Genomic DNA, 14,482 nt, shown 5'->3' on the forward strand with positions numbered 1-14,482 from the left:
CATAGGAATTGTAATGGGTGATTTACAAAAAGAATTATAGGACGAAAGTGGAATTTAAAAAAATATATAAAAAGTTGTTGACAGTGTTTTGAAAAGCGTTCTATAATACGAATCATACTTATTCAATTTCAAAAACATTTGAATAAACAAAGTGCAATGAAGAGATCACAGTAGTGGTTAGTCTTACTGTAACAGAGAGCTGGTGGTTGGTGTGAACCAGTACAGGGATAATCATGAATTACAGTCTTGGAGCATCTTTTTCGTAATAAAGATAGTTTGTCTTTATGAGGAAAAAGCGGTCAATTGATCGTTAACAGTGAAGAGAGGTAGACGGAAAGTTAGTCTACAACTAGGGTGGTACCGCGATAAATATCGTCCCTACTGATTTATTCAGTAGGGACTTTTTGTATTTTAGTGGTTCAACTTGAAAATTAAATAGTCATGCATTGAAAGGAAAAGCAGTAGTTGTTGTTTCCCTGTAACAGAGAGCTGGTGGTTGGTGCAAACCAGTACATAAACAAGAGCGAATTACAGTCCTGGAGCATCTTTTTCGTAGTAAAGATAGTATTGTCTTTATGAAGGGAAAGACGGTCAGATGATCGTTAACAATGAAGAGAGGTAGACGAAAGAAGTCTACAACTAGGGTGGTACCGCGATAAATATCGTCCCTACTGATTGAATCAGTAGGGCTTTTTTGTACAAAAAAGTGGGTTTTTAACTAGTAGTTCATGTCTTTGTACGAATTATTAGTTTAAAATAAGAAGAGGTATCGATTCCACTATAAATTTGTATAATTAGTCAGTTCAGAAAATAGAGAATTTTTTATTCTCTTACTATACTTTTAAAACATTAGAGGAGGATTTCCAAATGGCAAATCATGAATTAGATCAATTACGTAAACAGGTAGATGAAATTAACTTACAACTATTACACCTTTTAAACAAACGTGGTGAAATTGTTCAAAAAATTGGAGAGCAAAAGCAAGTACAAGGCACGAAACGCTTTGATCCAGTACGTGAGCGTGAAGTACTTGATATGATTGCAGAGCATAACGAAGGACCATTCGAAACATCAACAGTTCAACATATTTTCAAAACGATTTTCAAAGCAAGCTTAGAGTTACAAGAAGATGATAACCGTAAAGCGTTACTAGTATCACGTAAAAAGAAACAAGAAAATACAATTGTTGATGTAAAAGGTGAATTGATTGGAAACGGAACACAAACGTTCATCATGGGACCTTGTGCAGTAGAAAGTTTAGAACAAGTTCGTCAAGTAGGGCAAGCGATGAAAGACCAAGGCTTAAAATTAATGCGCGGTGGTGCATTCAAACCGAGAACTTCTCCATATGATTTCCAAGGTTTAGGAGTAGAAGGACTTCAAATTTTACGTCAAGTAGCAGACGAGTTTGACTTAGCAATTATTAGTGAAATTTTAAATCCGAACGATGTTGAAATGGCATTAGACTACGTTGATGTAATTCAAGTTGGTGCACGTAACATGCAAAACTTCGATTTATTACGAGCTGTAGGTAAAGTTAACAAACCAGTATTATTAAAACGTGGATTAGCAGCAACAATTGATGAGTTCATTAACGCAGCGGAATACATCATTGCGCAAGGTAACGATCAAATTATTCTTTGTGAGCGCGGTATCCGCACATACGAAAGAGCAACACGTAACACATTAGACATTTCTGCAGTACCAATTTTAAAGAAAGAAACACATTTACCAGTTATCGTTGATGTAACACATTCAACTGGACGCAGAGATTTATTATTACCAACAGCGAAAGCGGCACTTGCAATTGGCGCAGATGCAGTAATGGCTGAAGTTCATCCAGATCCAGCAGTTGCATTATCAGATTCTGCACAACAAATGGACATTCCAGAATTCCATAGATTCATGGATGAGTTAAAAGGTTTCAAAAATAAATTATCTTAATTCCATATCATATATGCATTGAAGAGGAAACAGTAGTGCTTATCTCACTGTTAAAGAGAGCTGATGGTCGGTGTGAATCAGTACAAAGGTAAGCATGAATTACAGCCTTGGAGCATCTTTCCCGACAACTTTTGGAGGGTAAGACGGTCGAACGATCGTTAAAGAAGAAGAGAGGTAGACGAAAGAAGTCTACAACTAGGGTGGTACCGCGATAAACATCGTCCCTACTGAGCGCTCAGTAGGGACTTTTTTGTACAAAAAAATAGTAAAGGGGCAAGAGAAATGAGATACATTACAGCTGGAGAATCACATGGACCGCAGTTAACAGTTATTTTAGAAGGTGTACCAGCAGGTTTGACACTTACGGCGGAACATATTAATAAAGAATTATTAAGAAGACAAAAAGGTCATGGACGCGGAAGACGTATGCAAATTGAAACAGATACAGTTGAAATTGTAAGTGGTGTTCGTCACGGGATGACACTTGGATCACCGATTACGTTAATTGTAAAAAATGATGATTTCAAACATTGGACGAAAGTAATGGGTGCAGAGCCAATTTCGGAAAAAGAAAGTAAAGACATGAAACGTACAATTACAAAACCACGTCCCGGACATGCAGATTTAAATGGAGCAATTAAATATGGTCATCGTGATATAAGAAACGTATTAGAGCGGTCATCTGCAAGAGAAACGACAGTTCGTGTAGCTGCTGGTGCAGTTGCAAAACAAATTTTAAGCGAATTAGGCGTGGGAATTGCAGGACATGTTCTTGAAATTGGTGGAGTAAAAGCAAAACATATTTCAAACTTATCAATTGAAGAAATTCAAACAATTACTGAAAACTCACCAGTTCGATGTTTAGATAAAGAAGTAGAGCAAGAAATGATGAATGCGATTGACAACGCAAAAAGTAGTGGAGATTCAATCGGTGGTATTGTGGAAGTCATTGCAGAAGGTATGCCGATTGGCGTTGGTAGTTACGTTCATTACGATCGTAAATTAGATGCAAAACTTGCTGGTGCAATTATGAGTATAAATGCATTTAAAGGTGCTGAAATCGGCGTAGGTTTTGAAGCGGCACGACAACCAGGAAGCAAAGTGCATGATGAAATTCTGTGGGATGAAAAAAAAGGATACACGAGAAAAACGAATAATGCCGGCGGTTTAGAAGGCGGTATGACAACAGGTATGCCAATTATCGTAAGAGGCGTGATGAAGCCAATTCCTACTTTATACAAACCGTTAGCAAGCGTTGATATTGATACGAAAGAAGCATTCCAAGCGAGTATTGAAAGATCTGATAGTTGCGCAGTACCAGCAGCGGGTGTAGTAGCTGAATCTGTTGTGGCATGGGAACTTGCAGATGCACTAGTCGAACAATTCGGAAAAGATCGTATGGAATTATTAAAACAAAACATTATGCAACACAATAACTATGCAAAAGAATTTTAATAAAAAGGTGGGTTTAACGTGCAAGTAAAAGATCAACTATCATCATTACAACCATATAAACCAGGTAAATCACCAGAACAAATGAAAGAAGTGTACGGAGATCATTCGTTTGTGAAATTAGCATCGAATGAAAATCCATTTGGTTGTTCACCGAGAGTTTTAGAAGAGTTGCAAAACTCTTGGTTGGAACATGCTTTATATCCTGACGGAGGTGCTACAACGCTCCGTCAAACAATCGCAGATAAGTTGCATGTGCAAATGGAACAAGTACTTTGTGGTAGTGGTTTAGATGAAATCATTCAAATAATAAGCCGCGCCGTATTACGAGCGGGAGATAACATTGTAACAGCAGGTGCAACATTCCCGCAGTACCGCCATCATGCGATTATTGAAGGGTGTGAAGTGAAAGAAATTCCTTTAAATAAAGGTGTATACGATTTAGACGAAATTTCGTCAGCGGTAAATAATAATACGAAAATCGTATGGATTTGTAATCCAAACAACCCGACGGGCACATATGTGAATGAGCAAAAATTAACTCAATTTATTGAAGGCATTAGTGAAAATACGTTAATTGTCATTGATGAAGCGTACTATGAATACGTAACAGCAAAAGATTTCCCTGAGACATTACCGCTTTTAGAAAAACATAAAAACATTCTTGTACTTAGAACGTTTTCTAAAGCATACGGATTAGCTTCTTTCCGCGTTGGATATGCGATCGGACAGGAAGAGCTAATTGAGAAATTAAATGTCGTACGTTTACCATTTAACGTATCTTCATTAGCGCAAAAAGCAGCGACGATTGCTTTTGGTGATGACGAGTTTATTAAAGAAATAGTTCACATGAATACAGAAGGATTACAGCAATACGAGAGTTTCTGTAAGGAAAACGGTATACCATTTTATTCGTCACAAACTAATTTCATCTTCTTACCGGTAGATAATGCTGGAGAGATTTATGAAGCTTGTGCACATGCAGGATTTATTATTCGTCCATTCCCAAAGGGTGTCCGTATTACAGTTGGAACAAGGGAGCAAAATGAAGGAGTGATTTCAGTGTTAAAACAACACTTTGAAAATAAAAAAAATAAGTCTCGAGATGAGGCAAATGCGTAAAAAGGTAGTATTAATTGGAACAGGTTTAATAGGAGGCTCTCTCGCATTAGCAATTAAGAAAGAGCACGATGTAACGATAACAGGGTACGATATATTTAAAGAGCAAGTAGAGCGTGCAAAAGAATTACACGTAGTAGATGAAATAGGAGTTGATTTACAGCGTGCATGTGAAGAGGCACATTTAATTGTTTTTGCTTCTCCAGTTGAAGAAACGAAGAAGCTATTACACAAACTTGCGTCATTCCGTTTACGAGAAGATGTTATAGTGACTGATGTTGGTAGTACAAAAGGGTCTATTATGAACGAAGCGGAAGCTTTATTTTCAAAGGATGTTTCTTTCATTGGTGGACATCCGATGGCGGGTTCTCATAAAACGGGAGTTGAAAGTGCAAAGGCACATTTGTTTGAAAATGCATTTTACATTTTAACACCGATGAATCACGTGCCAAATAAACAAGTGGAAGACCTTAAAGTATGGTTAAAAGGAACAGGGTCACATTTTCTTGTTTTAAATACGGAAGAACATGATTATGTAACAGGGATCGTTAGTCATTTTCCGCACCTTATCGCAGCAGGTTTAGTAAAGCAAGTTGAGAAACATGCAGGAGATAATCCGCTCATTCATCAACTAGCTGCTGGAGGTTTCAAAGACATTACACGTATCGCATCTAGTAGTCCAAAAATGTGGAGTGATATTGTAAAGCAAAATCGAGAGCATTTAATGGTATTATTAAAAGAGTGGATCTCTGAAATGGAAGATTTATATAAAACAGTTTCTACCGGAGATGCAGGCGAGATTCAAAACTATTTTGCAGATGCGAAAGAATACCGTGATTCTTTACCAGTAAGAAAGAGAGGGGCAATTCCTGCCTATCACGACTTATACGTCGATGTATTAGATAAGGTGGGGGCATTGGCTCATATTACGAGTATTTTAGCGCGCGAGGAAATTAGTATTACGAACTTGCAAATATTAGAAGCGCGTGAAGGACTGCTTGGGGTATTACGTATTAGCTTCCAAAGGGAAGAAGATCGTATGAAAGCAAAGCTAGCGCTTGGAGAAGAAGAATACCAAACTTATGAAACAATTTAAATGAGAAGGTGAAAAACGTGAAAGAAAGAACAATACAACCCGTTAATAACGGATTGAATGGTAATATTACAATCCCAGGTGATAAATCCATTTCACACCGTGCTGTTATGTTCGGTTCTATTGCAGAAGGGAAAACAACAATTAAAGGTTTCTTGCCCGGTGCAGACTGTTTAAGTACGATTTCATGTTTTAAAGAAATGGGAGTAGAAATTACGCAAAACGGTGATGAGGTTACTGTAGTTGGTAAAGGATTAGAAGGTTTACAAGAACCGAAAGCTGTATTAGATGTTGGTAATTCTGGTACAACAATCCGATTAATGTCAGGTATATTAGCTAACACACCATTTTTCTCTTGCGTACAAGGTGATGAATCTATCGCAAAAAGACCGATGAAGCGTGTAACAAACCCATTAAAACAAATGGGCGCAAACATAGACGGCCGAGAAGAAGGAACATTTACACCGTTAACAATACGTGGCGGAGATTTAAAAGCAATTGAATATATTTCTCCTGTTGCAAGTGCACAAGTAAAGTCGGCTATTTTACTTGCAGGTCTTCGTGCAGAAGGTGTAACAGCTGTTACAGAACCACATATTTCACGCGACCATACGGAAAGAATGCTTGAAGCATTTGGTGTTAAAGTAACTCGCGAAGGGAAAACAGTGAAGCTGTCAGGTGGACAAAAATTAACAGCAACAGACATTCAAGTGCCAGGTGACGTATCATCAGCAGCATTTTTCTTAGTAGCAGGTGCAATCATCCCAAATAGTAAACTAGTATTACAAAATGTAGGGATGAATCCAACCCGTACAGGTATTATTGATGTTTTAGAAAAAATGGGTGCTACGTTCACTGTAGATCTAATTAACGAAGGGGCATCGGAACCAGCTGCAAATATTACAATCGAAACATCTTCATTAAAAGGAATTGAAATTGGCGGAGATATTATCCCTAGATTAATCGATGAGATTCCTGTAATCGCATTAGCGGCAACGCAAGCAGAAGGAATTACAGTAATTAAAGATGCACATGAATTGAAAGTAAAAGAAACAAACCGTATTGATACAGTCGTTGCTGAATTAACGAAACTAGGAGCTCGCATAGAAGCAACTGATGACGGTATGATCATTTACGGAAAATCAGCTCTAAAAGGCAATACAGTAAATAGTTATGGTGATCACCGTATCGGAATGATGCTTGCAATTGCTGGTTGCCTGGCAGAAGGAAAAACAATTATTGAAGATGCAGAAGCAGTAGGTGTATCATATCCTACATTCTTTGACGAACTTCAAAAATTAGCTAAATAAAAAGGATGGAAAGCAGATACGTGATGTATCTGCTTTTTTTGTTAAAACGTCCTTGTAGTTTCACTTACCGAACTATAATAGTAAGAATTATGATACAATTCAAACAGGGAATGGAGGAGAATTATATGAATGTCATACAATTAAAAGAAGATAAGTTTAGAGAAGCATTACGTTTATCAGAATACGCTTTTCAATATAAAGTAGATGAGGAACGATTACAGCAGCAACTTACAAAGATGAAGGAAAGTCATGAAATATACGTCATTATGGAAGGGGAAGACTTAGCTGCAAAACTACACCTCATTCCGTTTCATATTTACATAGGTAAAGAAAAATTTAAAATGGGTGGCGTTGCAGGAGTAGCGACGTATCCAGAGTACAGAAGAAGTGGGTATGTAAAAGAGCTACTTCAACATTCACTTCAAACAATGAAAAAAGATGGCTATACAGTCTCTATGTTACATCCATTTGCTGTTTCATTTTATCGTAAATACGGCTGGGAACTTTGTGCGAATCTACTCAAATGTCATATAAGTAAGAGCGATTTAGTGATGAAAAAACAAGTAAATGGTACTGTGAAACGTTTTAATAAAGAAAATCATCCAGAAGAAGTCGAGAAGCTCTATGAAGCATTTGCAGAACGTTTTTCATGTATGTTAGTTCGAGAGAAGAACTGGTGGTTACAAGCGGTTTATGATGATTTAACATTAGCGATTTACTATGATGAAAATAAAAAGGCAGCAGGTTACATGTTATACAAAATAGAAAACTATAAAATGACAGTAGAAGAATTTGTACCACTGCATAATGAAGCACGAAATGGTCTGTGGAACTTTATTTGTCAGCATGATTCTATGATTAAAGAAATTGAAATGACAGTAAGTGAAAGCGAACCGTTATTATATTCATTGCAAGAGCCGCGCGTGAAGACAGAAATAAAACCATATTTTATGGGAAGAATTGTAGATGTAGAGCAGTTCTTAAAACAATATGAGTTGAATTGGAGCAATGTACAGCAAGAAGTGATCCTAAACATTACAGACGCATTTGCTCCGTGGAATAACATAACAGTGAGACTTGCAAATCATGAAATAACAATAATAAAAGAAAAAACAATAGATAAAGGCATCAAACTGGATATAAACGAGTTATCTACAATAATGTTCGGCTATAAACGTCCGTTACAACTGAATGAATTAGAATTAATTAGCGGAAGTGAAGAGGAAATACAAGCGTTTGAGAAAATAGTTCCGGTACGAGAAGCATTTATTTATGATTTCTTTTAAGTTTTCAATAGAAAATTGGGCTGCCCAAAAACAATTTTTGGGACAGCTTTCTCTTTGGTTGTCGGTAAGTCGATATATCCTGAAAATCGCTGATATAATTGGAGATGCGCCGATATATTCTGAAAATCGCTGATATAATTAGACTTGCGCTGATATATTCTAATAATCGTTGATATAATTTTTTCACTAAAACGTAACTATACTTTGTCACGCACTTGACTTTTAATCCATGTAATTTATAATTAAAAACGGAATGAATTTTCATTCCTGGAAATAGAGGTGGAAAAAATGGCTAAAAACAAACAAGAGGATATTTTTGATGCTGCGATGCAACTTTTTGCAGAGCGTGGTTACGATGGTACGACAATTCCAATGATCGCTGAAAAGGCAAAAGTCGGTGCGGGTACTATTTATCGCTATTTTGAAAATAAAGAGGCACTTGTTAACTCATTATTTTCAAAAAGTATGTTAGAGCTTTCTGAAATAATAAAAACGGATTTTCCTGTTGAAGCAAATATTCGTGAACAGTTTAGTCATACGTACAACCGTTTATTTGAATTTGCGAGAAACAATGTAGATGCTTTTTTATTTACAAATTCTCACTGTGATAGTTATTTTCTTGATGAACAGAGTAAGAAAATATTTGATGATTTTATAGGCTTCTTTATGAATATTATTGAAGATGGAATCGCAAAAGGTTTTCTTCGTCCATTGCCTCCAGTTGCTTTAATTATTATTGTATATCAACCGCTAGAAAAATTAACGAAAGTAATTGCAACAGGGCAATTAGAATACTCGAAAGAGTTAGTAAAAGAATTAGAAGAAAGCTCTTGGAACGCTATTAGAATCATTTGATTCTATAGCTTTATAAGGAAAGGAATGAATATTCATTCCTAAATAGATTTAAAAAATGAGAGTAGGAAAGGATGTTTGTGTAACTAAGGGAATGAACATTCATTCCGGAAAGACTAGTTTAATAGAATTTACAAAATAATGTAATAGAACAATAGGAATGAACGTTCATTCCGTTACTAACGTGAAACTTTCAAAACGGGAGATGATTCAAATGAGCAAGTTAAAAAGTTGGAGAAGTTTATCTTTTCTATTATGGATAGTTATTACTATTACAATGGTCGTAACGATGCCTAATATGGATCAATTAGTGAAAGAAAAAGGGAAAATTACAATCCCTAATACAAAGCAAAGCAGTATTGCTGACAAGATGATGAAAGAGATGGATAAAGAAGGGGTTGAAAAGTATGAAATTATAGCCGTTTTTAATAGTGGCAATAAGGCAGCTTTAACAGATGAACAAAAAAAGGAAATAACAAAAACAATCAACGCCCTGCAAAATGAAAAAGAGCAATTAGGAATTAAGGAAGTTGTTTCACATTTAGACAATAAAGACTTGGAGAAACAATTAGTTTCTAAAGATAATACGACTATTTTAACGCAAATATCGATAGATAAAAAACATGGTGAAATATCAAAAGTTTCAAATAATCTTCATGAAAAAGTGCAAACGAAAGGGGTAAAAACGTATTTAACAGGAAGTGACTTAATAGCGGGTGATTTTCTTAAATCCTCTCAAGAGGGAGTGAAAAAGACAGAAGTTATTTCAATCATTTTCATTCTTGTAGTATTAATCCTCGTATTCCGTTCACCAGTTGTTCCAATTGTTTCTCTTCTTACAGTTGGTATATCGTATTTAGTTTCAATGGGGATTATTGCCCAGCTTGTAGATCAATTTAATTTTCCATTCTCAAACTTTACACAAGTGTTCGTAGTCGTCGTCCTGTTTGGGGTAGGAACAGATTATAACATTTTATTATATACGAGGTTTAAAGAAGAATTAAGTAAACAAGAAAATGCATTTTTAGCTACGAAAGAAACATTCAAATCAGCAGGTAAAACTGTATTATATAGCGGAATAGCGGTGCTAATTGGTTTTGCATCACTTGCTTTAGCAAGTTTTAAATTATATCAATCGACTTCAGCGGTAGCAATTGGTGTTTTAGTATTATTACTCGTATTAACGACTTTAAATCCATTTTTCATGGTGCTTTTAGGAAAAGGAATGTTTTATCCAGTTAAAACATTTAAAGGTCATGAGGATAGTCGCTTATGGGGATTCTTTGCGAAAAACTCAGTAGCAAGGCCATTTGTCGCTTTAATCATCGTATTCGTAATATCGATTCCTTTCGTATTAAAATACTCTAATACACTTAATTACAATGATTTATTTGAAGTGGATAATAAGTATGAATCCAAGATGGGTATTAACGTAATAGAGGATCATTTTCCGCCTGGTTTCTCTTCACCGAGTACATTAGTCATTCAATCTGATAAAAAGCTGGATGAAGGAACTTCTCTACAAATTTTAGACGAATTAACTGATAAAATTTCGAAAGTTAAAGGTGTGTCAGAAGTATATGCACCAACACGTCCAACTGGTGAGAAGATAAAAGAATTATATTTAAATAAGCAAGCGGGAGAATTGAATACAGGATTAGGAGATGCCGATGGTGGCATAAAGGAAATTAATGATGGATTAACAGATGCGAAAAATAAAATGGGAAGTAATGATTCAAATAGTCTTGCGAATGTTCAAAAATTAATTGATGGAACGAACGAGGCGAAAAACGGGGTATCAGCATTAGGAACAGCTTTACATCAATTATCAAATGGCATAAACGACGGTGCACAAGGAGCACAGCAAATTGAGAGTGGTTTAGCTTCAGTAAACGAAAATATAAATGTTCTATCTAATGCAACGTCGCAGCTGCATGCTGGTTATGCACAGTTAGAAAAAGGTTTAAACTCTTACGATCAATTCTTCGGAAGTATTTTTCAAGCGATTGATGGTGCGAAAAAGGGATATGAACAAATTGAAATGTTAATGACCAATTTCGTTCAAACGAAACCAGAATTAGCGAATGATCCAAACATACAACAAACGATAGGAATTGCTAAAGAGGCTCAAAAGAAATTAAGCGTACTTTCAAATGAATTAAATCAATTAGCAACACAGCACAAAACGGCGATGAGTTCATTTAAAGAAGCGAATCAATCGTTACTGAAAGTGGATAACGGCTTAAAAGAAATGAGCAATGGAGTTAATAAGTTACAAAAGGGAGCAGCCGATCTTAAAAATGGATTAAATGAAGGTTCTTCAGGTTCAAAACAAATTGCAAATAAATCAGTTGAGTTACAATCTGGATTAACGAAAATAAACGATGGGCAAGGACAACTTTTAACGGGCCTTAAAGACCTGCAAGAAAAGATGGGGCAATTACAATCCGGTTTATCTAAAAGTACAGAAGGGCTTGGAAAAGTAAGTAATGGCCTGCATGACGCACAAAAATATTTAGGGGAGCTCAATGAATCGAAGAGCTCTGAGAAGTTTTATATTCCAAAAGAAGTGCTAGAGGGAGAGGATTTCCAAAAAGCATTGAACACGTACATGTCACAGGATAGAAAAATTGCTAAAATGACTATCATTTTAGATGTAAATCCGTATTCAAAAGAAGCGATGCCAATTATTCAAGAAATCAATAAAACAATCGATGGCACTGTAAAGGGAACGGAATTACATGATGCGAAAACAGCAATTGGCGGAACAACAGCTAGAAACGTTGATTTAAAAGAAGTAACAGGGCAAGATTTCTTACGTACAGCTACAATTATGTTAATTGGAATTGCGATTGTATTAATCGTAATTACACGCTCATTACTAAACACAATATTTATTATTGGCTCATTACTATTAGCGTACTTCGCATCACTCGGTATAAGCGAACAAATTAGTGCACATGTATTACATGTAGATTCATTAAGCTGGAATGTTCCATTCTTTAGCTTCATTATGATTGTCGCTTTAGGAGTGGATTATAGTATTTTCGTAATGATGCGCTATAACGAGATAGAAGGGGATTCGGTAACGAAAATTGTAACTGCATCTCGTCATATAGGAGGAGTTGTATTATCAGCGGCGCTAATTTTAGGCGGGACATTTGCAGCATTAATTCCATCAGGTGTATTAACACTTATACAAGTTGCATCAGTAGTTGGCGTTGCACTTCTTCTATTAGCTTTAATTGTGATGCCGATATTATTACCGGCGTTAATAGGGTTAACGAGTAAAATGAAGAGTTACAAAGAGAAAATAATAAATACGAAATAAGAAGAGACTGTAGGGAATGATTTCTCTACAGTTTTTTCGGTATATAATATTTCAGATGAAAATGAATCCGATATATTACAGAATGAGCAGTGAAAGGTTATATGAGAAAGAGGTCGATGATATACATACAATAGCTAGGGGAATGGACAAAAACTATCCGATTTCATTGTAGAAAGGTAATCAACCGTTGCTATTCATCCAGCTTCTACTATATAATAGCTATAGTCTACAATAATTGAGTCGTAATATGCGATTTTTTAAGACAATCGGTGAGAAAACGCTGAAATAAGCGGTATTAGTAGGAGGACACAAATGATTACAGTAAGTAACGTTAGTTTGCGTTTCGCGGATCGCAAATTATTTGAAGATGTTAACATAAAATTCACGCCAGGTAACTGCTACGGTTTGATCGGAGCAAACGGTGCTGGTAAATCTACATTTCTAAAGATTTTATCTGGAGAAATTGAACCATCAACAGGTGACATACATATTACGCCAGGTGAGCGTCTAGCAGTATTAAAACAGAACCACTTCGAATATGAAGAGTTCCCAGTATTAGAAACAGTAATTATGGGTCACACGCAACTTTACAAAGTAATGCAAGAGAAAAATGCTATTTACATGAAAGAAGACTTTAGTGATGAAGATGGAATGCGCGCTGCTGAACTTGAAGGTGAGTTCGCTGAGCTTAACGGTTGGGAAGCTGAGTCAGAAGCTGCAATTCTTCTTAAAGGTTTAGGTATTGGTGAAGATCTTCATGATAAGAAATTGTCAGAATTAACTGGGGCAGAGAAAGTAAAAGTATTACTTGCTCAAGCTTTATTCGGTCAACCTGATATTCTATTATTAGATGAGCCTACCAACCACTTGGACTTAAAAGCGATTCAATGGTTAGAAAATTTCTTAATGAACTTTGAAAACACAGTTATCGTAGTATCCCATGACCGTCACTTCTTAAATAAAGTATGTACGCACATGGCTGACCTTGATTTCGGTAAAATTCAACTTTATGTTGGTAACTATGACTTCTGGTATGAGTCAAGCCAATTAGCTTTAAAATTAACACAAGATGCTAATAAGAAAAAAGAAGAGAAAGTAAAAGAGTTACAAAACTTCATTGCACGCTTTAGTTCAAACGCTTCTAAAGCGAAACAAGCAACTTCTCGTAAAAAATTATTAGACAAAATTACATTAGATGATATTAGACCGTCATCACGTCGTTACCCATTCGTTGGCTTCACACCTGAGCGTGAAGTAGGAAATGACTTATTAACTGTTGAAGGTCTTTCTAAAACAATTGATGGTGAAAAAGTGTTAGATAATGTGTACTTCACTTTAAATAAAGGTGATAAAGTTGCATTTATCGGCCGTAACGATATTGCGATGACAACATTATTTAAAATTCTTATGGGTGAAATGGAGCCGGATAGCGGTTCATTCAAATGGGGTGTTACAACCTCTCAATCTTACTTCCCAAGAGATAACTCTAAGTACTTTGAGAACAGTGATTACAACTTAGTTGAATGGTTACGTCAATTCTCTCCACAAGATGAGTCTGAAAGCTTCTTACGTGGTTTCTTAGGCCGGATGTTATTCTCAGGTGAAGAAGTTAAGAAGAACGTTTCTGTATTATCTGGAGGCGAAAAAGTTCGTTGTATGTTATCTAAAATGATGTTAAGTGGTGCGAACGTAATCACACTTGACGATCCAACGAACCACTTAGACCTTGAGTCAATCACAGCATTAAACAACGGTTTAATTGCATTCAAAGGTACAATCTTATTCACATCTCATGACCATCAGTTCGTGCAAACAATTGCAAACCGCATTATCGAAGTAACACCAAACGGTGTAATTGATAAAGAGGCTACTTATGATGAGTTCTTAGAAAATGAGGAACTTCAAAAACAAGTAGATGCAATGTACAAAGGTCAATAATATATAATGAAAAAACTCGCTCTTTTTAGAGCGAGTTTTTTGTCGAGAAAACGTAACATCGCTGGTCGATCAAATGAATAATTATTCAAATATAATATTAATGAACAGGAGAATTCTTTCATGTATGGAAGGGATGTAATGACTTTAAGATTTAAAG

9 protein-coding genes and 3 other annotated features are annotated in these 14,482 nt (G+C 35.9%); all 9 genes read left to right on the forward strand.

Annotated features, from left to right (window positions below; all coding sequences use genetic code 11):
• Window positions 1-147 precede the first annotated feature (147 nt).
• Window positions 148-383 (forward strand) — a binding site (T-box leader).
• 54 nt (window positions 384-437) lie between these two features.
• Window positions 438-673: a binding site (T-box leader), on the forward strand.
• Between the two features lie 194 nt (window positions 674-867).
• The 9 genes from ABWK52_RS09065 (at window position 868) to ABWK52_RS09105 (ending at window position 14,325) form a co-directional block, all read left to right on the forward strand.
• On the forward strand, window positions 868-1,944 hold the full coding sequence (locus tag ABWK52_RS09065) for a bifunctional 3-deoxy-7-phosphoheptulonate synthase/chorismate mutase (RefSeq protein WP_001273575.1): 1,077 nt from the start codon (window positions 868-870) through the stop codon (window positions 1,942-1,944).
• 9 nt (window positions 1,945-1,953) lie between these two features.
• Window positions 1,954-2,173: a binding site (T-box leader), on the forward strand.
• Window positions 2,174-2,226: 53 nt separating this feature from the next.
• On the forward strand, window positions 2,227-3,399 hold the full coding sequence (gene aroC, locus ABWK52_RS09070; protein WP_001269429.1) for a chorismate synthase: 1,173 nt from the start codon (window positions 2,227-2,229) through the stop codon (window positions 3,397-3,399).
• 18 nt (window positions 3,400-3,417) lie between these two features.
• Window positions 3,418-4,518: a histidinol-phosphate transaminase gene (gene hisC / locus ABWK52_RS09075; protein WP_001197271.1), complete on the forward strand. Its 1,101-nt coding sequence runs from the start codon at window positions 3,418-3,420 to the stop codon at window positions 4,516-4,518.
• Complete coding sequence (gene tyrA, locus ABWK52_RS09080) at window positions 4,511-5,611, forward strand: prephenate dehydrogenase (RefSeq protein WP_001228131.1); 1,101 nt, start codon at window positions 4,511-4,513, stop codon at window positions 5,609-5,611. The genes hisC and tyrA overlap by 8 nt, the downstream gene beginning before the upstream one ends.
• A 17-nt stretch (window positions 5,612-5,628) precedes the next feature.
• Window positions 5,629-6,918, forward strand: a complete 1,290-nt coding sequence (gene aroA, locus ABWK52_RS09085) for a 3-phosphoshikimate 1-carboxyvinyltransferase (RefSeq protein WP_000664630.1) — start codon at window positions 5,629-5,631, stop codon at window positions 6,916-6,918.
• A 125-nt stretch (window positions 6,919-7,043) separates the two neighbouring features.
• Window positions 7,044-8,204: a GNAT family N-acetyltransferase gene (locus ABWK52_RS09090; protein ID WP_118414618.1), complete on the forward strand. Its 1,161-nt coding sequence runs from the start codon at window positions 7,044-7,046 to the stop codon at window positions 8,202-8,204.
• A 288-nt stretch (window positions 8,205-8,492) separates the two neighbouring features.
• Window positions 8,493-9,059 carry a TetR/AcrR family transcriptional regulator gene (locus ABWK52_RS09095; RefSeq protein ID WP_001107299.1) on the forward strand — a complete coding sequence of 189 codons (567 nt, stop codon included), beginning with the start codon at window positions 8,493-8,495 and terminating at the stop codon, window positions 9,057-9,059.
• Window positions 9,060-9,270: 211 nt separating this feature from the next.
• Complete coding sequence (locus ABWK52_RS09100; RefSeq protein ID WP_000040300.1) at window positions 9,271-12,387, forward strand: MMPL family transporter; 3,117 nt, start codon at window positions 9,271-9,273, stop codon at window positions 12,385-12,387.
• Window positions 12,388-12,699: 312 nt separating this feature from the next.
• Window positions 12,700-14,325 carry an ABC-F family ATP-binding cassette domain-containing protein gene (locus ABWK52_RS09105; protein ID WP_000633864.1) on the forward strand — a complete coding sequence of 542 codons (1,626 nt, stop codon included), beginning with the start codon at window positions 12,700-12,702 and terminating at the stop codon, window positions 14,323-14,325.
• Window positions 14,326-14,482: the final 157 nt, after the last annotated feature.

This window comes from Bacillus sp. AP50 (assembly GCF_040492675.1).
Lineage (GTDB): Bacteria > Bacillota > Bacilli > Bacillales > Bacillaceae_G > Bacillus_A > Bacillus_A cereus.

Bases quoted from the DNA above. Each gene is read 5' to 3' on its own strand.
- ABWK52_RS09095 (WP_001107299.1), top strand. From the start codon at position 8,493: ATGGCTAAAAACAAACAAGAGGATATTTTTGATGCTGCGATGCAACTT.
- ABWK52_RS09100 (WP_000040300.1), top strand. From the start codon at position 9,271: ATGAGCAAGTTAAAAAGTTGGAGAAGTTTATCTTTTCTATTATGGATA.
- ABWK52_RS09090 (WP_118414618.1), top strand. From the start codon at position 7,044: ATGAATGTCATACAATTAAAAGAAGATAAGTTTAGAGAAGCATTACGT.
- ABWK52_RS09105 (WP_000633864.1), top strand. From the start codon at position 12,700: ATGATTACAGTAAGTAACGTTAGTTTGCGTTTCGCGGATCGCAAATTA.
- tyrA (WP_001228131.1), top strand. From the start codon at position 4,511: ATGCGTAAAAAGGTAGTATTAATTGGAACAGGTTTAATAGGAGGCTCT.
- aroC (WP_001269429.1), top strand. From the start codon at position 2,227: ATGAGATACATTACAGCTGGAGAATCACATGGACCGCAGTTAACAGTT.
- ABWK52_RS09065 (WP_001273575.1), top strand. From the start codon at position 868: ATGGCAAATCATGAATTAGATCAATTACGTAAACAGGTAGATGAAATT.